This window comes from Alteribacillus sp. JSM 102045 (assembly GCF_041949975.1).
In the GTDB taxonomy this organism is placed as follows: Bacteria; Bacillota; Bacilli; order Bacillales; family Marinococcaceae; genus Alteribacillus.
In genome coordinates this window covers 18,289-38,918 of record NZ_JBHFQG010000034.1, presented here as the reverse complement: position 1 = coordinate 38,918, position 20,630 = coordinate 18,289, and the positions used below count along the sequence as shown (strand labels likewise).

Sequence of the window (20,630 nt, the reverse complement as noted above, 5' to 3'; positions counted from 1 at the left end):
AAATGCATCTACACGCAACTCCAATCTTTTTCTTGTTTCTTGGACAATTCAAGTGTAAAGGATTTTGGAGCTTGCGTGTTTTTTTATGTCTAAATTTTTTCATACCCCAACAATTATAATAGAGCCATTTTAACATTGCTGCTCAAGTAAGCCTTTGACTTTTAATAATAAAAAAGAGCCCCTAAAAAGGGCCCTTTTGAATGAAATGTAATTATTATTCTTCCTCTTCTTCCTCTTCCATGCCTTGATCTTGTTCTTCTTCCATGCCTTCACCGTTTTCTGCATCGTCTTCAATTTCTACATCTTCTTCGCCGCCAGTGTCATCCTCCATTGCCGGATCTTCTTCTTCCATTCCACCGCAAGCAGCCAATACACTAACAGCCAATATACCTGCCAAAACAGAGTAAAGTAACTTCTTATTCATTAAAACTCCTCCTTTATGATGTTTAATATTTTTGTGCTGCCGGTAACAAAAATTTCACCATTTCACAATTTCTTCCGAACACGCACAAAAAGAAAGATAAGTTGACTGCTAAAAGTTTGTGCGGTTTTATAAAAAATTATGCATTTTCCTTATTCAAAAGAAAACTGCTGAAAAATTGTATCGTATCATATATCATTAATTATTGTTTGGTTTCTTAAAACAGATAGAGCTAAATTAGTTGCGGCTGTGCCGTGTGAATGATCTAAATTAGTCAATGTATAGATATGGTGAGATCGCTGATCTGTAAAAACAAGTGTTTATCTTTCATTTTTCTATCCACGACGGTATGTTTGGCTTGTAACCTGTCGCTAAAATAACTTTATCTTCCATTTTTGTAAACCGTTCGTTCTTTTGCTATTGTTGGCAGTGAATTTCATATTCCTGATCTTTCCGTTTCACGTCTTTAATTTCTGTCATTGGCTGTAACTTTATTTCCTTCTCAATTTCTTCTATTTTGTTAATCGATAACCAAAAGCGGCAGGCATCATAAATTCTTTTAATCCCCATTGTCCTCGACCTTTCTAATTATGTTATAAATAACACCGCCTATCATTAGACGGTGTTCTCATTATAATATAACTGCAGCTATTAATCCGAATAAAAACAATGGTATATTGTAATGAATAAATGTTGGTACACAAGTATCCCAAATATGGTGGTGCCTTCCATCCGCATTCAAACCAGATGTAGGGCCAAGCGTACTATCAGAAGCCGGAGAACCTGCGTCACCCATGGCACCTGCCGTTCCTATTAATGCAACCGTAGCAAGAGGGGAAAAACCAACGCTCATACAAAACGGTACAAACAAAGCTGCCAAAATCGGAATCGTACCAAAAGAAGTACCAATACCCATTGTCACGACCAAACCGGCCAGCAGCATAATAGCGGCTGTAATTATATTCGCTCCTCCTGCTACGCTAACAGCATTTGCCACCATGTCATCTACAGCTCCTGTTTCCTCTAAAACATTTGCAAAACCAGAGGCAATCAACATAACAAAAGCTATCATTCCCATCAGTTTCACACCATCATTAACCATGTCATCACCATGGCGGAATGGCACAACTTTAAAAATAAACATAAGAATAATACCACTTAATGCCCCAAATATAAGAGAATCCATCCCGATTTGAATAATAAGAGCTGCTAAGACTGCTATAATTGTAAGAGTATGTTTTAAGGTGAATTTAGAAGCATCCGCTTGTTGATAGCCTGATGGATCAATAGATGCTTTAGGTTCTTTTTCTAATTGTCTTGGTTTGCGATACGTAATAAAAACAGCAATGAGCAGACCGGCAATCATTCCAAGCCCTGGAATAAACATAGCTTTCCAAATATCATTTACTTCTATTTCCATACCGCTTGCTGCCATTTCTTGAGCAATGGTGTTATGAAAAATAAAACCAAAACCGACAGGAAGCATAACATAAGGTGCCTTTAGACCAAATGTTAATGCTGAGGCCACAGCTCTTCGATCGATATTCATTTCATCAAACAACTTTAACAACGGAGGAATAAGAATTGGTATAAAAGCAATATGGACGGGAATAACATTTTGAGACAAACAAGCAGCCGCGGCTATTACCATAATTAAAAAGCCGCGTTTTCCTTTTAATACACGTACAAGAGAGGAAACTAAGACCCCCGTTATTCCGGAGTAGCCAATCATCATAGCAAAAACCCCAAGAAGGATATAACTCAAAGCTGTTTCCGCCTGGCCTCCCATTCCGATAATCAACAGATCCAGTGCTTCATTCAGGCCTAAACCAGACATCAGCCCGGCTGTAATACCAGCAGCAAGTATAGCCAGCACAACGTTTACGCGGAAAAGACTTAGAATTATCATTACAAGTACAGAAATAATAACGGTTATCATAAAAATAGACCCCTTTTTTTCATTTAGCTCTCTGCCAAATTAAAGTATAAGGGCCATTAAACTCTGGTGCAATACTAAATTGTAATAAAAGGAGTGTCAGTCTTTCCCATCTTTACTTTTTATCACAAGCAGCACTCCATTTTTTACATATATTTCTGCTTCTTTTTCAGTAATTTTATTACTTATTCCTAAGGTTTCTTTTCGAATCAGCACAGCGTCTTTCAATGGATATAAAAAACCATTCAATGTAACTCCTGCCGCTTTATAGGATACAGGAAGGAAGGAAACAAAAGTATACGTATCTTTTTCTATTTTTTTATATCGATTCACTAACGAAACTTTGTTTTGCGGATCTGTAATTTCGGCCTCTATTCCTTTGTCCAAAGCTTTTTCTAAAAGAAATATGTTTGCAAAAGTATGATCAAGCCTTGTTCCGGTCACCCCAAACATTATTATTTTATCCGGTTTTTTATGTAATGCAAATTCCAGACCCATTTCCGTATCCGTTTTGTCTTTATCAAATGCATCACAACTAAATACTTTTTTGGAGTGCTGTTTAATATATTCAGCTTGTTCCATAGTAACAGAATCAAAATCACCAATAGCTGCAGCTGGAGAAAATCCATGTTCCAATAAAGCCCATGCCCCGCTATCTACTCCTACTAATATGTCACTTTCTTTAATTTCCTGAAAAGCTTCCGGAAATAATGTCCCTCCGGCAAACAATAATACTCTCATTAACAGGTCCTTCTTTCTTTTCGATTAAAATTTCCGCTGGCTTTTGAATATACCTGAGCCTAAATAGCATCGTTACTGCCACACATGCTAAAGCAGTAATCAAACCAATCCAGTAGCAAAAATGGTCCAATCGTATTTATATTCGATAATCCATAACCTAGTGGAAGCCCACTCAGCCTAAAACCAGTAATCACCCGCACCCATATACTCGCACCTATGGCAACACCAGCCAGCTCATCTGGCCCTGCTCTTCCTGTCATCATGGTATCGAACATATTCATGCTATACATTCCAATTTTCGTAATTATCGTAATTATTATCGGGGGCATCACCCTCATAAACAGCTTCCTTTTTTCCAATGTGCTTTATGTTGGATACATGAATGTCCCTCTATTCAATATTTTGTTTCCTCGTGATTGAGTATTTTTAGCGTTACTTTTTGAATCAAGTCCGGCAGCGTATTGAAGCTGTATGGTTTAAACAATCGCTCTGAACGTTTATGAGCATCTTTACCATAAACGCCAAGGTTTATGGCAGGCAAATTTAACTCTTGAATCGTTTGCATCGGAATAGGATAAATCTTTTCCATTTCTGGAAAGTTGTCTGACAAATAATTCGCTTCTTCACCAGTTTCTTTCAATGACAAAAAACTGCTGTCCGATAAAAACGGAAAAAAGCGTTTCATTACAAAGGTTTCCCCAGATTCTCTTTCGGCTTCTTCCATTGTTTCTTGTAAAAGATCTAGTATTTCTTTTTCTTTTCTTTGTCCTTCATCCAAATGATTATAAGGGATAAATGGTGGAGCTAAAAACAATATTACTACTGCTTTTTTATCTGGGTCTTCTTCATATAGCCTTTCTACTAACTCAAAGCACAGTTCCCTTTTATCCGTAGATTCACTACTTTTTAAGACCTCATCCCACAGCTCTTTTGGAGAAATACCTTTACCTTCTAAACGGCTATAATATTCTTTTAGAGTCAACACTTCAATTTCCCAGTCAATATGCTCGGAAGCAGGCATATGAGTATAAGCCAAAAAATTGCGATGTTGGTCTTTCATGTGATTATTAACTTCTTCACATGCCTCCTTGGTTTCTTTTATGAGGGCGTCTAATATATTTTTAGGGCTTTCTTTATAAATAAAATAATTGAAGTATAATCTGCTGTTAAGTGCCGTCTGCACGTTATAGGAATCTTTATTATCCCGCTGGTATAAACAAGTTGGGGGCAGAACAAGCTCCCCTTCCATCCGTTCGGTTAAATTCATGTTATAGCTAATGCGGCTGTTTATTTCAGATGAAATAAACGTTGGATCAATACCCGATAAGGTTTCTCCTACGTGTGCTTCTCTTCCAAAAATACTAAAACAAGGGAGAATTTTACCAGCAGAACCCGTATAAATATATCTATTAGGATCGTTATCATAGAGAGCGGTAGTGTAATCATTATTAACAGCCAGCAATAATTCCAGTGCTTTTTCCTCTTGTAATCTGCCAAACTCCCGTACTGCTTCCATTATTCCAGAATGATCATTTTCTTCAGCAGGATTAAGCAGAAGTAGAATATTTCCATTCAGTTCTTCTGTCTGCTCACTAAAAGAAAACAAGTTCATCAGATGAACAGCAATTCCGCTTTTCATGTCTACAGAGCCTCTCCCAAACAACCAGTCGCCGCTTTTTGCTTCGTCTCTTAAAACCCTATCTATACTTGAGTCTGCAAAATACTGAGAGAGCTTTGCCGAATCAAATGCATACTTTTTTAAAAAACCAAAGTCTTTGACACCTACCGTATCCAGGTGAGAGTGATACACTACCGTTTTGTTTGAAGAAACATTCTCGCCTTTTACTAAAGCGAATATATTTTTACGGTGCAGGCTATCATTAGGCAAAGGCTGCTCCCATACTTGAGCCGGATGCCTTTTAAAATATGGAAACTCACTGATAAATTGGAATAAATAATCAGCGATGACTTTTTCACCCTTCGTATCTGTCACACTAGGTATTTTCATTAATGTATTTGTTATCCGTTCTAAACTTTCAGACATATCTTCTGATAGAGAAATAGATTGAAATAGTTTTTTAGGAGAAAGATCTGCTAGCTTTTCCGCTTCTGTCAAGTTTCTCATCCTGCTCCCCCATTCTATAAAAAGCTTCTCTTTTTATTATCTCTTGCCTTGCATTTTGCCGCAAGGAAAGTTATTTGATATAGTATGCGTCCATATTCATTTCGGATCAACTGCAATACAAATAAAGACTTCCCATAAAAGGAAGCCTTTTGTCTAATATTTTTTGTTTTCTAATTGAAGCCATTTTTGAAGTCGATGCTTTAATTTTTTAGCTGCAGATGGATTTTTTCCTTTTGTGGATATAGCAATATGATAATCATCTTCTTCAAAAGAAGCAGGAAAAGATATATTTCCAATAGAAGGGTTATCAGCCCCGTTTACTAATTGATGAGAAGTAACCGTACTGTTGATAATATGTTGTGCTTCTTCATTTCCAGAAGCAGATATGATCATAAAAGCAGATTTTAAGTGTTCAGGTTTACAATGCTCTTCTATCCAATGAATCTTTCTGTTAGCATAAAAGCCTTTTAATTCTGAGTGAAGCTCTGGTGCTACCACAGTTACGTTTGCAGAAGCCGATAATAGTTTCTTTACTTTCCTATTAGCTACATTCCCGCCGCCTACTACCACTACATCCTGACTTTCAAGATCAATAAAAACAGGGAAATTAAACATACTTTTCCCTGCCCGGCAAGAATTCTGGGAGTTCGAGCGTTTCTTCTGTTCGCTTTTTCAGTATTGTAATTAGCTGTTCATCAAATCCTAAAAAGTCACATAAGTGAATGTTGGCAGTACTTTCTTGATTAGCAATATCAATTTTTTGCTGCATTTCCTGCATAAGAACACCAGTAAATAATAGATAAGGAAGCACATACACGTGAGCTGCAGAGCTTTCTTTCATTTTTGCAAGGCCTTCATCAAAAGTTGGGCATGCAGCAGCAAGAAAAGCTGTATCTACCTGATCTGCTCCAACTGCTTCTTTAAGACGTGAGGCAATTACAAGAAAATCATTAATAGCCTGCTTATCACTGCTTCCGCGGCCAACGAGCAGAATATCAGCAGACTGTTCAGGTTTCCATCCCAATTTTTCGAGTCTCTGCTGCAATACTTGAAGTATTTTTGCTTCGAGACCAAATGGTTCTCCGTATTGAAGGTAGAGCTCTGGGTAATGACGTTTTACCTCGGCCAGTTCCTCCGGAATATCTTTTTTGATATGACCAGCTGCTAGCAATAGAACAGGAACCACAGCTAAAGAATCCACTCCCTGTTCTACACACCTGCGCGCTCCTTCCAAAATGGAAGGTTCCGCCAACTCTAAAAAACATGTTTCTTGAACAGGAATAGGGATGTCTCTTTTTGCCGAATCTACAAACTCTTTTAATTGATCATTTCCTTCTTTAACTCTGCTTCCGTGGCCAATATAAAGTACTCCTTGCATAGGATCACCCTTTATTAACAAATATGCAAGCACTGCAGCTCTATAAGGAAATACTTTTTAGTAGTTCTTCCCTTTCTGGTTTAGATAATGTACTGTAGACATTTAAGCCTGCAGATTGAGCTGCTTCTTTGGTTTGCGGCCCATAGCAAATAATTGTTTTGTTTTTTAACCATTCTACTGCAGGGACTCCTAAAGCGTCCAGTTCAATAAGAAGAGTATCCACTGCTTTTGCACAAGGAAGTACAATCGTGTTAATCAGATTATCACTTATAAGTCTTCCTGTTGTCTTTCGAGTTTGAGTGCTTATCTTGAGTGAATGACTTATCCATTGGTCTTTATTATTTGTTTTATCAGGTAAATCTTCTTTTTTACCAATAAGCAAAGAACATTTATCCTCCACAGTCTGTTTTGTTTTTGTTATTGGAAAAACTCCATACTTTTCCAGTTTCTTTTTCGTACGTTTAGAGCGGGCATACATTTTTTTTGGCAAATTACGGATATCTATTCTTTGTTTTTTTAATGCTTCAAAAAACAGCGGCACACTTTCATCAGATAAAAAGGTAAGAGAATCATAATGATTTATTTTTTCTGGTAATTGTAAATTAGTAGATTCTTCTATAAAACGAGGTGCCTCTAATACCTCTGCGCCGTTATCTCTTAAGACGTCGCCAATCCTGCCTGGCTGTGGAGAAGTTTTCACCACCCATACATATCTTCCGTGTAAAGCTTTATGTTCAAACCATGACAGGTCTTTACGCAGAGCTGCCACCTCTCCAACTAGTGTAATTGCAGGGTTTTGAATTTGTTCTTTTTCGGCTGTTTTAGAAATAGTAGATAAATTACCTTCTACCACTCGCTGCCTTCCGGTTGTACCCCATTCTATTATCAAGACTGGAGTATTCTCTGCCTTTCCAAAATAGATTAACTTCTCTGCAATAGTTGAAAGATTCTTTACCCCCATATAAAATGCAATGGTATCGATACCTTTAGCCAATGCCTTCCAATTTGGCGAGGGTTGTCCATTTTCTGATTTACTATGTCCGGTAACAGCGGCGAAGCTTCCAGAATAATCCCGATGTGTTACCGGTACCCCAGCATAAAGGGGAGCTGCGATTCCAGATGTTATTCCCGGAACTACTTCATATGAAATCCCGGCTTCCACCAAAGCATTAGCTTCTTCACCTGACCTGCCAAATATTCCAGGGTCTCCCCCTTTTAATCGAACAACTTGAAGTCCTTTTTTTGCTTTTTCAATCATTATTTGCTGAATGGCTTCTTGACGAAGATGATGGCGGTCAGGCAGCTTTCCGCAATAAATACGTTCTGCATTTTCCCTTGTTTTCTCAAGCAAAAGAGGATTAACAAGACGATCATAAAGAACAACATCTGCTTTACGCAGGCATTCTTCTCCCTTAACAGTAATTAAACCTGCGTCACCGGGTCCTGCTCCCACCAAATAAACTGTTCCTTCTTTCATTCTTTATCCTCCTGTCCTCTTTTGCCATTCATTAATAACCAATTGAAAGCTCTACGGCTTAGAAAAGTTGTTTTTCTTTTAGATGATCAATTAATAAATCAGCCGCTTCCTCGATAGCATAATCCTCAGTGTTAACAATGATTTCGGGGTCTTCCGGTTCTTCATATGGAGAGGTGATACCTGTAAAAGATGGAATATCTCCATTTCGTGCTTTTTTATAAAGGCCTTTTGGATCTCTTTCTTCACAAGTCTCCAAGCTGCATTTTACATAAACTTCTATAAATTCGCCTTCAGCCAGGAGATCACGAACTTGTTGTCTGTCTTCACGGTACGGAGAGATAAAAGCCGTACTGACAATTTGACCACTGTCAACAAATAATTTTACTACTTCTCCTATACGCCGGATATTTTCTTTTCTATCTTCCGGTGAAAATCCAAGATCATTATTTAAACCATGACGCACGTTATCGCCATCTAATACATAAGTCTGCTTATCATTTTCAAATAATTTTCTGGAAACGGCATTAGCCAACGTAGATTTTCCCGATCCAGATAATCCAGTAAACCATAACACAAAGCTCTCATGTCCATTTTTTTTATTTCTTTCTTCTCGGGAAACAGAAGCGTCATGCCATACGATATTTTTAGTTCCCATATTTGATACTGCCCCTCTTTTCCTAAATTAATATGAAACTATGATACGGTCTCTTTCATGCCATTGATTAATACTTTAATTACTTCTGGTCTGCTGAATTCAGCGGGCGGATGCTCTCCGTTTTTGAGCATTTCTCTGACCTTCGTTCCTGACAAGATAACATGCTCTTCTTTACCATGCGGACAGGTTTTGGCAGAAGCCATGTTTTCACACTTACTGCAATAGAAGCTGTGTTCAAAGAACAACGGTTTAATTCCTAATTCTTCTGCTGTGAAATTCCGGAAGATATGTTGAGCGTCATAGGTTCCGTAGTAATCGCCTACCCCTGCATGGTCTCTTCCAACAATGAAATGAGTGCAGCCATAGTTTTTACGAACCATCGCATGAAAGATGGCTTCACGCGGCCCTGCATATCTCATCGCTGCTGGAAAAACAGCTAAGAAGGTCCGATTTTGCGGATAATAATCTTTTAATAATACCTCATAGCTTTCCATTCGAACATCCGCTGGAATATCATCAGCTTTTGTTGCTCCCACAAGCGGATTTAAAAATAATCCGTCTACTGTCTCTAGAGCGGTTTTTTGAATATATTCATGAGCACGGTGGACAGGATTTCTAGTTTGAAAACCAACAATTGTTTCCCAGCCTTTTTGGGCAAAAGTTTCTCTTGTTTCTGCAGGATCGAGATAATATGTCTGGAACTGTTGATGAGGTATTTCTCTTACTAAGGTCACTGCTCCAGCTGCATAAGTATCTGGACACTCATACAGCTTCTTCACCCCTGGGTGAGCATCTTCTGTTGTTTTATAAACGTTAGCAGCCTCTTTTTCTTTATCCGGGGTATATAACTCTTCAATTACAATCGTTCCGTAGGTAGTTCCTTCGTATACGAGCCGTGCCTCGTCTCCTTGTGCAAGGAGGGAGGCTGTTTCCTCTTTCACCGGCAAAGTGATCGGAATACTCCACACCGTGCCATCAGCCAGGCGCATTGTTTCCACGACAGATTCATAATCTTTCTTGTTTAAAAATCCAGTTAATGGACTGAAAGCTCCGTTTGCAATCAATTCCAAATCAGATACTGCAATATCATCCAGCTCAATCGCAGCAGTGATACTTGCTGTGTTCTTAGAAAAATCTTTTCTGTTTATTAAAGTTCCACCATGAGGATCGCTTAAAGTCATAATTCTCACTTCCCTTTTATTAATAATTATTTATGCAAACCGCATTCTGTTTTCCCTTGGCCAGACCAGCGCCCGCTTCTTAAATCTTCCCCTTCCAGTACAGCTGCTGTACACTGGACACAGCCGATACTCGGGTAATTTTGATCATGCAGAGGATTGTAAGGAAGCTTAAATGTTTCGATATACATCCATACATCCTCCCAACTCCAATGAATAAGCGGGCAAATTTTGATAGAGGAAAAACGCTCATCTTTATTTACAAACTGTGTATTTTGGCGTGTTGGGGATTGATTTCTTCTTAAACCAGACAACCAGGCACTATACTTATTCAACTCGTTTTCAAGAGGTTTAAGTTTACGAATCTGACAGCAGCGGTCAGGATTGGTTTCCCATAAACGATCCCCTTCTTCTTCTGCTTGTTCTGCTGGTGTCCATTCAGGCTTCAACATTTTAATGTTTAACGATGGATACTTTTCTTTTACTCTGGCAATAAGTTCGTACGTTTCTTTAAAATGAAAATCTGTATCCAAAAATATAATGTCAGCATCTGATTTGATTTTGCTAATTAGATCAATTAAGACAATTCCTTCTGCTCCGAAACTGCAAGCATAAACTAAGTCTTTTCCATATTGATCATATCCCCAGCGAATAACATCAAGAGCTTCTTTTCTAGCCAGCACTTGTTCATTGACCTCTTCTAACCGGGTATTATCAGCAGTTTGATAGGTCAGCATAGCTTACCTCCTTTTCGTTAACTGGATTGCCCCATTTGTTTTTCATTTTTAATTCATAGTATGTTTATAAGGATTGTATGTTTACTTGTTAAACAGTATTTTAGATAGTATGTCTGAAAAAGTCAATGCAAAAAGAAAAAATCCTGGTTATTTGCCAGGATTATATTAGAAAACATTAATTTTTTCCGCAGAGCCCCTTACCCTTTGAGCTAAACTGCTGGGTGCCGGAAGCTTAAAATCGACTGAAAAATAAAAACGATACTAATTTATCGGCACCGTTTTTAATCAATATGTACAGAAGGAGCTGTGGAAGTTTCCTCCGTCTCAGTTAGGGATGGTTCTTCCGACAGCGTTTCAACACTATTTAAATGCAGAAAAAATCCAATTAATATTGAACATGGAATAAGAAGCAGCCGCTTCATTTTCCCCCAACTTTCTTCTTTCTAGTTAATTCTATTATAATAGTCTTTATTCGATGTACCAAATTCAATTCATTCATTTACTAGCTATTGAGATATGATGATAAAGAAGCATTCTTTTTTACAGGAAGAAAATAAAGATATACTCCTTTAATCGTCTTATATCTTTTATATTCAACAACATGAAATATATATTATAGTTATGGCAAAGACAAAAATAACTTTTTGCTGGAGGGTATTAATATGCGCTTTATCGATAACCAAGGTATTACTGATCCTCATATTAACCTTGCAATAAAAGAGTTTGCTTTACAACATATGGATCTCGATCAAGAAGATACTTACTTAATTTTATATAAATGAGCCTTCAATCATTATTGGCAAAAACCAGAATACGATTGAAGAAATAAATGTAGATTACGTGGAAGAGAATAACATTCGAGTTGTCCGACGTCTTTCAGGCGGAGGGGCTGTCTACCACGATTTAGGGAATCTTAATTTCAGCTTTCTAACTAAAGATGACGGCAACAGCTTTCATAACTTTAAAAAGTTCACCCAGCCCGTTATTGAAGCTTTAAACAGCATGGGAGTCCCAGCTGAGCTGTCAGGACGAAATGATATAAAAGTTAACGAAAAAAAGATTTCTGGGAACGCCCAGTTTTCTTCCAAAGGCCGAATGTTCGGTCATGGAACTCTTACCTTTTGATATTCAGCGTTCTAAAAAGTTTGACGCCGGACTGACTGATATTCGATTTAATGTAAAAAAAGGATATATTCAAGCATGTAAAATTTACGGTGACGTTTTTGGAGTGAAAGAAGTGACAGATATTGAAAAAGCATTAGAAGGTACAAAGTATGAAAGTAGATGCTTTGAAAAGGCAATCACTTCGTTTGATTTAAAAGATTATTTTGGTCTAGTTGACAAACATGAATTTCTCCAATTACTTTACTAGTACACTTAGAAAAAGGGGTTCCTTAAAAGGAACCTTTTATTTCTTTTTTATTACACATCTCCACAAAAACTTACAATTTCTTTAAAAATTCTGCTTATTTTCCCAAAATAAGGCCTTTTAACTCAGGAGTAAATCCCTTGCACCTTTTGGAATGCAAGCCTTTAGTCATTAAATCCTTTCTTTTCACAAAAACTAGGCCTTTTTTATCTGTGATCTATCTACCTTCCCTGCTTGTGATTCTGATTTTCTAATCTATTAGACCCTTACTGCTTTATTCACTTCCCTTTAAAATTACGAGTGGGAACTATTAACCTGAAGAAGGGTGAATTATGATGATATCAAATACTGAAATTGGAATTGACTTAGGTACTGCGAATATTCTTGTTTATACTAAAGAAAAAGGCATTGTTTTAAATGAGCCATCAGTAGTAGCTTTAAATACAGATACAGGTGAAGTATTGGCAGTAGGAACAGAAGCAAAAGAAATGGTAGGAAAAACGCCTGGACAAATTGTAGCGATGAGACCTCTCAAACAAGGGGTTATTGCAGATTACGATGTAACGTCAACTTTATTAAAACAAATTATGAAAAAAACGAGTAAAAATGTTGGTTTTTCCGTAAGAAAACCTAAAGTAATAGTTTGTACGCCTTGCGGCTCAACGTCAGTAGAACGGCGTGCAATTAGAGATGCAGTAATGAGCTGCGGAGCAAAAGATGTACACTTAATTGAAGAACCCGTGGCTGCAGCATTAGGAGCTGATCTTCCTGTAGAAGAACCAAAAGCCAATGTGATTGTAGACATTGGTGGAGGAACTACAGAAGTTGGAATTATTTCTTACGGGGGCGTTGTCTCCTCTCATTCTATCCGCCGCGGCGGGGATAATTTAGATGAAGATATCGTTCATTACGTGAGAAAAACATACAATTTGCTGATTGGAGAAAGAACAGCAGAAGATATTAAAATTAATATAGGGAACGCTGTACCTGATCATCAGGAGGAGTCTCTCGAAATTCGAGGACGTGATCTTGTTACCGGTCTTCCAAAGTCTGTTGTATTACATTCGAGCGAGATACACGGTGCAATAGCAGAGTCTCTCGAACACATCCTAGAAGCCATTCGAGGGACGTTAGAAAACTGTCCGCCCGAGCTTAGTGGTGACATTGTAGATCAAGGCATCATTCTTTCTGGTGGAGGTTCATTATTAAACGGAATGCAAGAATGGCTTAGTGAAAAAATTATCGTTCCAGTTCATTTAGCCCCTAATCCATTAGAAGCTGTCGCTATTGGGACAGGCCGGTCATTAAAAATGATAGACAAATTACAAAAAGCCTCTGTCTAAGATTTTTTATCCTAGGTAAAAAAGCTGTTCGGTTTTAATTACCCAAACAGCTTTTTCTTATTATTCTTTGTGTGCCATTTTTTTAGCAACTTTCGGAGCAAGCCATACCATTGGCAGAAGTAAGATAGAAACTGGCACTGCTGTTACTACAATGAAATTTTGTAATGCTTCTACGCTTCCCTCTCCAATATAAAGAAGAATGGTCGCAATCAACCCCATTAGCACCGCCCAAAATATTCGAAGGCCTCGTTTTGGGTTACCTTCACCTGTAATTCCCATAGAAATAGTAAAAGCCATAGAATCTGTCGTTGTAATAACAAAAAGTATCGTTAATAGTAAAAACAAAGGAGTGATTATATATGAGAGTGGTAATTGTTCTGTAATGGAAATCATAGCTGCATGCATTCCGGTTTCCATTAATGCATCAGAAACGGATCCTGGATTTTCTATTTCAAAATAGATCCCTGAACCCCCAACTGCTGTAAACCAAAATGTGGTAACAAGAGGGGCTATAACAGCTACAGCTATCATAAGCTCCCTAATCGTGCGTCCTCTTGAAATCCTACTGACCAGCATAGCCATCATAGGGCCATATCCAATAAACCACCCCCAGAAAAATATGGTCCACAATCCAAGCCAGCTATCCTCTCCTCTGTAGGTGCTCATAGAAATAAATTGATCAATATATGTGCCAAGTGACACAACATATTGGTCAATAATAAAGCTGCCGGGCCCTGCAATTAAAACAACAACCAATAAAAAGAGCGCCAGCCGAACATTAAATCTGCTTAGCCATTGAATTCCTTTATATAGACCAGTGACAGCAGATACTGTCGACACAAGTACGACGCCAACGATAATAGCAAGCTGCGTCGCAAATACATCGGGTATGCCAAAAACTTCTTGCAATCCATAGCTTGCTTGAAGTCCCAGAAAGCCAATCGGTCCGATCGTACCTGCAGCCACAGCTATAATAGAAAAAGCATCGATGATTTTACCTGCCAAATTATGATTTAATTTTTCTCCAAATATTGGATAAAGCAGGGTTCTAGGTTTCATAGGCATAGACTTATTGTAATGGCCGTACATTAACACCACTGCACTCAGTGTCCCTAATATGGCCCAAGCTAAAAACCCCCAGTGCATAAAACTTTGGGCCAAGGCAGTAGTGGGGTCATTCCTGTTTTTAAACAATGGCGGAGCATCCATAAAGTGATACATTGGCTCAGCTGCAGCCCAGAAAACTCCTCCTCCTGCTAACAACGTCGCCATAATCATAGCTATCCACTTAAATGTATTTATTTCAGGCTTGTTCCTATTACCGAGTTTTATTTTTCCATATTTAGAAAAAGCAAGCCAAATAGCTGCAATAAATGTAGCAAGCATTAGCACTTGCCAAAATGCTCCAAAATAGGTTACTGACCATTCGAAAGAAATGTTTACAAAGGCAGATATAGTTTCTAAATTTAAAAATGATATAAGAACAAACAGAAGAAGCAGTCCTCCACTAATTCCTAAAACCGTCCAATCTATCGTCTGCCTGTTTTGTTTATTTGTTAAAATAATATTCGCTCCTTCATACTTTTTTCACTTCCTTATTGACACAAAAAACGAATATAACATGGTGCTTTATAGATGTAAAATATTATTTTTCTTTCTAAAAAACCAATACCTGCAATAATGATTGCAGGTATTGGTTTTTTTACCCTAATCTATTTTCATTTTTTCATTCCAATATATTTTTAATAGGCATGGCTGTATAATATCTAATAATGGGGCGCGAGCTCTTTTTCACCGTATCTTTTATAAATTTTTTTATATTTAATAAGGTTTCTGGTTCATCCTGCAGGCGCAAAATGTGATTCATATTATCAACCACATGTACTTCAGCTGGTCCTTCTGTAAGTCGAGCAATTTTATTACGCTCCGTTTACAGCATTTTATTGAATCAGCAGGGTTAAATGCACGATGTTCTTGAAACCATTTCGCATTCACCTTAGCAATCCCGCCGCTGCGGTAGAAGTCTTTTTTATTATGTAATGTTTTTTCAAGAAATTTTTCTTGCCTTTTCCTTATGTTTTTATGAGCTCTCATCAACCGAAGAAACTTGTACAAAAAGCTAGAGCCTTCGCTCACTTCTCGTTCAAACCGTTCACTTTGCTCTATTAAAATCTCGATGAGCGGTTTGGCAGTAGATGCAAGCATTATAACACCTTTAACTAGCTATTTCAGGTGCGATCATCCCGCCTTCACTATGCCCTAAAATAAATACTTTACTGCTGTCAATTTTGGGAGGAGCTTTTAGAAAACTCACTGCTGTTACAGAATCGCTGATTAGGTCCCATACTCCTTTACGGTGGTATGATCCAGATCTTTCCCCGGTACCGCGTTTGTCATAGCGCAAACTTGCAATATCTTGATCAGCAAGCCATTCTGCTAACCGGTTAAACACATTAAGCTTTAATTTCTTTACATTTTCATCCTTATCCAGCGGCCCAGAGCCGTGAATGAAAACAATTGCCGGTAGTGGAGAATTGTCATCTGCATCCGGAATAGTCAGCATCCCTTTTAATAAACCATCACTTTCAAACTCCACTTTTGTTCCATATTTCTCCTCCTTGTTACCCACCTTTAGTTTCCTGTTCCTTTCTTTTAAAGGAATAAAACCTTTTTAAGGAGTTAGAAAAATGGCACCATAAACTAAACCGCCTGCTACTACAAATGCCGGATGAATTGAGTATTTCTCTAATGCAAACCAGCCTGCAGCAGCTATTAACAACGTATGAATGGCCCCAGATTGCTGAAAAGAATCTCCAATAAACTGCCACGCTATAATCCCAAGCAGCACCGCAATAGTCGGGCGGACGAGCGTGCTCATGCGTTTTACCTTTGGCGATTCTTTATGTTTCATTAAAAAACGGAGCAAAACAATCATCAAAAATAAGGAAGGTGCCACCGTAGCAACGGTGCCGGCAATCGCTCCAGGTATTCCAGCTACATCATACCCAATATATCCTGCCATTTTTGTTGCTATCGGTCCGGGGAGGGCATTTCCAAATGCAAGTACTTCACTGAATTCTTCATTAGACATCCATGCATAACGCTCTACAACTTCGTACTGGATAAGAGGGATAGAAGCCGGACCTCCCCCATACCCTAAGATGCCGGGCCAAAAAAAAGCAAGGAATATTTCTATGTAAATCAATTGACTTCCTCCCTTGTTCTCTTTTGCTGGTCTTCGGTTTTTACAGGTTTCAGTATTGCATAAACAAGAATACCCGCTATAATCACACCCGGATGAATATGAAATATAACAATGGAAAGGATACTTATTAAACTAAGAATAATCACCTGCAGCCACCCTGAAGTCTCTTTCCCTTTTTTAAAAAATTGCCACGTTAATGCAGCCATCATTACACCAACAACTGGCAGGACTCCATTCGCCATTCCTTGAACCCACGGCTGATCTTTGTATGAAGTTAAGACTGTTAGAAATATAATCATTAACACGATGGTCGGTAATATAGTGGCAATTACAGCATTCAGCATTCCTGCAATCCCGCCTATTTTGTATCCGATAAATCCTGCCATTTTTGTGGCAATCGGACCGGGCAGCGTATTGCCAAGAGCCAGTATATCGTTGAATTCTTCATCGTCCATCCATTTCAAAATTTGGACAACTTCTTTATGGAATAATGGAATGACTGCAGGTCCTCCTCCATAACCGAGCAGACTTGAACGAAAAAAAGCGATGAAAATTCTCCATTGCTGCAATTGAACATCACCTCATTTTCCTGTTGATCTTTTATTTCGATCCTCATAATTTCTATTATATTTTAGCATAACCTCCCTATACTAAGAGCAAAATTTCGAACTAAGCCATTCTGCTTAAAATTTATGGTTGACCTATTTGTATATACAAGTTAAACTACAATTGCTTTATATTTGTATATACAAGCTCAAATGTAAGCGGATTTATTCTTGGAATTTACTACATTCCTTCCATTTTTCGCTTCGTGTTAGAGAGATTATGAAAACGTTTACTAGGAGGTAAAAAAGAATGGCTAAGGTGACAAAAAAATCTGTAGAACAGGTTATTGAAGCCATAGGCGGAGAAGAAAATATTGCATCTGTCACACATTGCGTCACAAGGCTTCGTTTTGCTCTTCATGATGAGAGTAAAGTTGATCAAGAAAAACTAGAAAATATAGACATTGTTAGGGGCGCTTTTTCTACAAGCGGCCAATTTCAAGTGATAATTGGACAAGGTGCAGTAGAAAAAGCTTATCAAGAACTAATAAAAATCACAGGGATAGAAGAATCCTCTAAAGAAGAAACAAAAGCTGCAGCAGAACAAAACATGAATATGCTTCAAAAACTCGTTAAAATGCTGGCCGATATTTTTATTCCAATTCTACCAGCTATTGTTACTGCTGGGCTTTTGCTGGGGATTAATAACATACTTACCGGCCCGGATATTTTTTATGAAGGTCAGTCCGTCGTAGATGTTCATACACAATGGGCAGATCTTGCAGATATCATTAACGTCATCGCTAGTACCGCCTTTGTGTTTTTGCCCGGTTTAATCGGCTGGTCCGCCGTTAAAAAATTCGGAGGCAACCCCCTCTTAGGTATTGTCATGGGGCTGGTCCTCGTGCACCCTGACCTCCTGAATGCACATGGTTACGGAGAAGCGAAAGAAGCTGGAGAAGTACCAATTTGGAATTTGTTTGGTTTTGACATCGAAAAAATTGGTTACCAAGGACAAGTTCTTCCTATCTTATTTGCTTCATATGTACTAGCAAAAATAGAAATTTTCCTTAAAAAAAGAGTTCCAGATGCGATATCTATGTTAATTGTCGCACCAGGAGCCCTTTTGATCACTGGATTTTTGGCTTTTATCGTCATAGGACCGGTTATGTTTACAATAAGTAACGTCATTACCGATTTCTTCGTAAACACCTTTAATAACTTTGCAGCTGTTGGCGGGTTACTCTATGGACTTCTTTATGCCCCATTGGTAGTAACAGGGCTGCATCATACATTCCTAGCTGTTGACCTGCAATTAATTGGCAGTAACTTGGAAGGTACTTTCTTATGGCCTATTCTTGCTTTATCTAATATTGCGCAAGGTGCCGCTGCCTTTGCAATTATGATAGCGACAAGAGATGAAAAACTTAAAGGATTGTCCTTGTCATCAGGTATCTCGGCCTTTTTAGGTGTAACGGAGCCAGCATTGTTTGGTGTTAATTTGCGTTATCGTTTTCCATTTGTTTGTGCCGTCATTGGTTCAGCTGTAGCCGCTGTTTTCATTACTGTAAATGGTGTACTTGCTACTTCTATCGGCGTCGGCGGCATTCCAGGAATCTTCTCTATTTATACGCAATACTGGCTCCCTTTTGCCATTGGCATGGTCATCTCAATCGTCGTGCCGTTTGAGTTGACATATCTTTATGTAAAATTAAAAAAAGTTGAAGTATAAGCGCTCTGTTCTGAGGATAGTTTTACCATTGGCTTCCCTTAGGGGGAAGACAATGGTTTACTTCTTTATTTAATCATTTTTAAATTATTTGAGGTGGTGTTTATCATGAACGAATGGTGGAGAAAATCTGTTGTTTACCAAATATACCCGAAGAGTTTTAATGATACGACAGGTAATGGTGTTGGTGATATTCAAGGTATTATAGAAAAACTTGATTACTTAAAGAAGCTAGGTGTAGATGTTTTATGGCTGACCCCTATTTATTCTTCCCCACAAAAAGATAACGGGTATGATATAAGTGACTATTATTCGATTCATCATGAATACGGAACCATGGAAGATTTTGATAAGTTATTAGAAGAAGCTCACAAAAGAGATTTAAAAATAATCATGGATATTGTAGTTAATCATACTTCTACAGAACATAAGTGGTTTAAACAAGCAGCATCTTCAAGGAACAACCCGTACCGTGACTATTATATATGGAAGGATCCCGTAAACGGCAGCGAGCCTAATAATTGGGAATCGAAATTTGGGGGTACGGCCTGGAAATATGATGAGAAAACTGGTCAATACTATCTCCATTTATTTGATGTCACTCAGGCAGACTTAAACTGGGAAAATGAAGAACTTCGCAAAGATGTTTATGATATGATGGATTTTTGGTTTAAAAAAGGCGTAGATGGCTTTCGGCTGGATGTTATTAATTTAATATCCAAAGATCAGGACTTCCCAAATGATGATGGAAGTAAAGCTCCTGGAGACGGACGTAAATTCTATACCGACGGCCCGCGAATCCACGAATTTATCAATGAAATGAATGAAAATGTTTTTGCTAAATATGATGTCATGACTGTAGGAGAAATGTCGTCTACGACAATTGAGGATTGCATTAAATATACACGCCCTGACCGTAACGAACTTAGCATGACTTTTAATTTTCATCATCTCAAAGTAGATTATCCGAACGGTGAAAAATGGGCCTTAGCTGATTTTGATTTTCTCCAGCTAAAAAACATTTTATCCACCTGGCAAACTGAAATGCATAAAGGCGGAGGCTGGAATGCACTGTTTTGGTGCAACCATGACCAGCCAAGAGTCGTAACTAGATTCGGTGATGACGGTGCATTTTATAACAAATCTGCTAAAATGCTTGGAACTGCTATTCATCTCATGCAGGGCACTCCTTATATTTATCAGGGTGAAGAATTCGGGATGACAAATCCCAAATTTGATAATATCGATGATTATCGTGATGTTGAAACCCTTAATTATTATGAGATATTAAAAAGCAAAAGGGTTCCGGAAAATGAAATTTTGGATATTATAAAAGCTAAATCTAGAGATAATTCACGGACACCGGTCCAATGGAATAATGAAAACAATGCAGGCTTTACATCTGGTACTCCGTGGATTCCAGTTGCACCAAACTATGAAGAGATTAATGCAGAAAAAGCGATCGAAGATGAAAATTCTATTTTTTATCATTATCAGAAATTAATTCAGTTACGAAAACAATATGAAATCATTACAACAGGAGATTATCAATTGCTGCTGGCTGATCATCCGCAAATTTTTTCATATATCCGTACCGACAAAAATGAAGCGTTATTAGTGTTAAACAATTTCTATCAGGAAGAAACCACGTTCCAACTTCAAGAAACTTTTAAATATTTACTGCAGAAGGAAAGCCGTGTTTTACTATCTAATTATGACGATTCATCCAACACAATAGATAACGTACTTCTTCGTCCGTATGAATCAGTAGCTTATTTGTTAACATAAAAA

Annotated in this window: 20 protein-coding genes and 1 pseudogene; 4 read left to right on the top strand and 17 right to left on the bottom strand. The window is 38.0% G+C overall.

Going from position 1 to position 20,630, the window contains the following annotated elements; translation table 11 throughout:
* Positions 1 to 214: 214 nt before the first annotated feature.
* The 12 genes from ACE1TI_RS17610 to ACE1TI_RS17555 form a co-directional block, all read right to left on the bottom strand.
* On the bottom strand, positions 215 to 424 hold the full coding sequence (locus ACE1TI_RS17610; RefSeq protein ID WP_375008860.1) for a DNA primase: 210 nt from the start codon (positions 422 to 424) through the stop codon (positions 215 to 217).
* A 414-nt stretch (positions 425 to 838) separates the two neighbouring features.
* Positions 839 to 991 carry a hypothetical protein gene (locus ACE1TI_RS17605; RefSeq protein ID WP_375008859.1) on the bottom strand — a complete coding sequence of 51 codons (153 nt, stop codon included), beginning with the start codon at positions 989 to 991 and terminating at the stop codon, positions 839 to 841.
* 61 nt (positions 992 to 1,052) lie between these two features.
* Positions 1,053 to 2,360 carry a Na+/H+ antiporter family protein gene (locus ACE1TI_RS17600; protein ID WP_375008858.1) on the bottom strand — a complete coding sequence of 436 codons (1,308 nt, stop codon included), beginning with the start codon at positions 2,358 to 2,360 and terminating at the stop codon, positions 1,053 to 1,055.
* Between the two features lie 96 nt (positions 2,361 to 2,456).
* Positions 2,457 to 3,098, bottom strand: a complete 642-nt coding sequence (locus ACE1TI_RS17595; RefSeq protein ID WP_375008857.1) for a thiamine diphosphokinase — start codon at positions 3,096 to 3,098, stop codon at positions 2,457 to 2,459.
* A gap of 59 nt (positions 3,099 to 3,157) precedes the next feature.
* Positions 3,158 to 3,436 carry an MATE family efflux transporter gene (locus ACE1TI_RS17590; protein ID WP_375008856.1) on the bottom strand — a complete coding sequence of 93 codons (279 nt, stop codon included), beginning with the start codon at positions 3,434 to 3,436 and terminating at the stop codon, positions 3,158 to 3,160.
* A 56-nt stretch (positions 3,437 to 3,492) separates the two neighbouring features.
* Complete coding sequence (locus tag ACE1TI_RS17585) at positions 3,493 to 5,223, bottom strand: M20/M25/M40 family metallo-hydrolase (protein WP_483860656.1); 1,731 nt, start codon at positions 5,221 to 5,223, stop codon at positions 3,493 to 3,495.
* Between the two features lie 153 nt (positions 5,224 to 5,376).
* Entirely contained in the window at positions 5,377 to 5,838 is a 462-nt protein-coding gene (locus tag ACE1TI_RS17580) for a precorrin-2 dehydrogenase/sirohydrochlorin ferrochelatase family protein (protein WP_375008855.1), read from the bottom strand.
* A complete protein-coding gene (locus tag ACE1TI_RS17575; protein WP_375008854.1) occupies positions 5,831 to 6,601 on the bottom strand; it encodes a sirohydrochlorin chelatase in 771 nt (256 codons plus the stop codon). Before ACE1TI_RS17575 ends, ACE1TI_RS17580 begins: the two co-directional genes overlap by 8 nt.
* Positions 6,602 to 6,641: 40 nt before the next feature.
* A complete protein-coding gene (gene cobA, locus ACE1TI_RS17570) occupies positions 6,642 to 8,078 on the bottom strand; it encodes a uroporphyrinogen-III C-methyltransferase (RefSeq protein ID WP_375008853.1) in 1,437 nt (478 codons plus the stop codon).
* A gap of 58 nt (positions 8,079 to 8,136) precedes the next feature.
* Positions 8,137 to 8,733 (bottom strand): adenylyl-sulfate kinase, encoded by a 597-nt coding sequence (cysC, locus tag ACE1TI_RS17565; protein WP_375008852.1) that lies wholly within the window; start codon positions 8,731 to 8,733, stop codon positions 8,137 to 8,139.
* 38 nt (positions 8,734 to 8,771) lie between these two features.
* Entirely contained in the window at positions 8,772 to 9,914 is a 1,143-nt protein-coding gene (gene sat, locus ACE1TI_RS17560; protein WP_375008851.1) for a sulfate adenylyltransferase, read from the bottom strand.
* Positions 9,915 to 9,940: 26 nt separating this feature from the next.
* Entirely contained in the window at positions 9,941 to 10,648 is a 708-nt protein-coding gene (locus ACE1TI_RS17555; RefSeq protein WP_375008850.1) for a phosphoadenylyl-sulfate reductase, read from the bottom strand.
* A gap of 662 nt (positions 10,649 to 11,310) precedes the next feature.
* Here ACE1TI_RS17555 and ACE1TI_RS17550 point away from each other — a divergent pair.
* Positions 11,311 to 12,020: pseudogene (locus ACE1TI_RS17550) on the top strand (lipoyl protein ligase domain-containing protein).
* A 332-nt stretch (positions 12,021 to 12,352) separates the two neighbouring features.
* Positions 12,353 to 13,360 carry a rod-share determining protein MreBH gene (gene mreBH / locus ACE1TI_RS17545; RefSeq protein WP_375008862.1) on the top strand — a complete coding sequence of 336 codons (1,008 nt, stop codon included), beginning with the start codon at positions 12,353 to 12,355 and terminating at the stop codon, positions 13,358 to 13,360.
* Positions 13,361 to 13,420: 60 nt separating this feature from the next.
* Here the strand turns inward: mreBH and ACE1TI_RS17540 are convergent, their stop codons facing one another.
* The 5 genes from ACE1TI_RS17540 to ACE1TI_RS17520 form a co-directional block, all read right to left on the bottom strand.
* Positions 13,421 to 14,923, bottom strand: coding sequence for a BCCT family transporter (locus tag ACE1TI_RS17540; RefSeq protein ID WP_375008861.1), 1,503 nt, complete (start codon positions 14,921 to 14,923; stop codon positions 13,421 to 13,423).
* 300 nt (positions 14,924 to 15,223) lie between these two features.
* On the bottom strand, positions 15,224 to 15,565 hold the full coding sequence (locus tag ACE1TI_RS17535; RefSeq protein WP_375008849.1) for a hypothetical protein: 342 nt from the start codon (positions 15,563 to 15,565) through the stop codon (positions 15,224 to 15,226).
* Positions 15,566 to 15,575: 10 nt separating this feature from the next.
* Positions 15,576 to 15,989 carry an alpha/beta hydrolase family protein gene (locus tag ACE1TI_RS17530; protein WP_375008848.1) on the bottom strand — a complete coding sequence of 138 codons (414 nt, stop codon included), beginning with the start codon at positions 15,987 to 15,989 and terminating at the stop codon, positions 15,576 to 15,578.
* 42 nt (positions 15,990 to 16,031) lie between these two features.
* Positions 16,032 to 16,565, bottom strand: a complete 534-nt coding sequence (locus ACE1TI_RS17525; protein ID WP_375008847.1) for a chromate transporter — start codon at positions 16,563 to 16,565, stop codon at positions 16,032 to 16,034.
* Positions 16,562 to 17,134, bottom strand: coding sequence for a chromate transporter (locus tag ACE1TI_RS17520; protein ID WP_375008846.1), 573 nt, complete (start codon positions 17,132 to 17,134; stop codon positions 16,562 to 16,564). The genes ACE1TI_RS17525 and ACE1TI_RS17520 overlap by 4 nt, the downstream gene beginning before the upstream one ends.
* A 286-nt stretch (positions 17,135 to 17,420) precedes the next feature.
* Here ACE1TI_RS17520 and treP point away from each other — a divergent pair, with 286 nt between their 5' ends.
* Together treP and treC are read left to right on the top strand one after the other, a co-directional pair.
* Positions 17,421 to 18,842, top strand: a complete 1,422-nt coding sequence (gene treP / locus ACE1TI_RS17515; protein WP_375008845.1) for a PTS system trehalose-specific EIIBC component — start codon at positions 17,421 to 17,423, stop codon at positions 18,840 to 18,842.
* A gap of 105 nt (positions 18,843 to 18,947) precedes the next feature.
* Positions 18,948 to 20,627 carry an alpha,alpha-phosphotrehalase gene (gene treC, locus ACE1TI_RS17510; RefSeq protein WP_375008844.1) on the top strand — a complete coding sequence of 560 codons (1,680 nt, stop codon included), beginning with the start codon at positions 18,948 to 18,950 and terminating at the stop codon, positions 20,625 to 20,627.
* Positions 20,628 to 20,630: the final 3 nt, after the last annotated feature.

Excerpts from the sequence above, each read along its gene's own strand:
- ACE1TI_RS17610 (WP_375008860.1), bottom strand. The coding sequence starts at position 424 with ATGAATAAGAAGTTACTTTACTCTGTTTTGGCAGGTATATTGGCTGTT.
- ACE1TI_RS17605 (WP_375008859.1), bottom strand. The coding sequence starts at position 991 with ATGGGGATTAAAAGAATTTATGATGCCTGCCGCTTTTGGTTATCGATT.
- ACE1TI_RS17600 (WP_375008858.1), bottom strand. The coding sequence starts at position 2,360 with ATGATAACCGTTATTATTTCTGTACTTGTAATGATAATTCTAAGTCTT.
- ACE1TI_RS17595 (WP_375008857.1), bottom strand. The coding sequence starts at position 3,098 with ATGAGAGTATTATTGTTTGCCGGAGGGACATTATTTCCGGAAGCTTTT.
- ACE1TI_RS17590 (WP_375008856.1), bottom strand. The coding sequence starts at position 3,436 with ATGAGGGTGATGCCCCCGATAATAATTACGATAATTACGAAAATTGGA.
- ACE1TI_RS17585 (WP_483860656.1), bottom strand. The coding sequence starts at position 5,223 with ATGAGAAACTTGACAGAAGCGGAAAAGCTAGCAGATCTTTCTCCTAAA.
- ACE1TI_RS17580 (WP_375008855.1), bottom strand. The coding sequence starts at position 5,838 with ATGTTTAATTTCCCTGTTTTTATTGATCTTGAAAGTCAGGATGTAGTG.
- ACE1TI_RS17575 (WP_375008854.1), bottom strand. The coding sequence starts at position 6,601 with ATGCAAGGAGTACTTTATATTGGCCACGGAAGCAGAGTTAAAGAAGGA.
- cobA (WP_375008853.1), bottom strand. The coding sequence starts at position 8,078 with ATGAAAGAAGGAACAGTTTATTTGGTGGGAGCAGGACCCGGTGACGCA.
- cysC (WP_375008852.1), bottom strand. The coding sequence starts at position 8,733 with ATGGGAACTAAAAATATCGTATGGCATGACGCTTCTGTTTCCCGAGAA.
- sat (WP_375008851.1), bottom strand. The coding sequence starts at position 9,914 with ATGACTTTAAGCGATCCTCATGGTGGAACTTTAATAAACAGAAAAGAT.
- ACE1TI_RS17555 (WP_375008850.1), bottom strand. The coding sequence starts at position 10,648 with ATGCTGACCTATCAAACTGCTGATAATACCCGGTTAGAAGAGGTCAAT.
- mreBH (WP_375008862.1), top strand. The coding sequence starts at position 12,353 with ATGATATCAAATACTGAAATTGGAATTGACTTAGGTACTGCGAATATT.
- ACE1TI_RS17535 (WP_375008849.1), bottom strand. The coding sequence starts at position 15,565 with ATGCTTGCATCTACTGCCAAACCGCTCATCGAGATTTTAATAGAGCAA.
- treP (WP_375008845.1), top strand. The coding sequence starts at position 17,421 with ATGGCTAAGGTGACAAAAAAATCTGTAGAACAGGTTATTGAAGCCATA.
- treC (WP_375008844.1), top strand. The coding sequence starts at position 18,948 with ATGAACGAATGGTGGAGAAAATCTGTTGTTTACCAAATATACCCGAAG.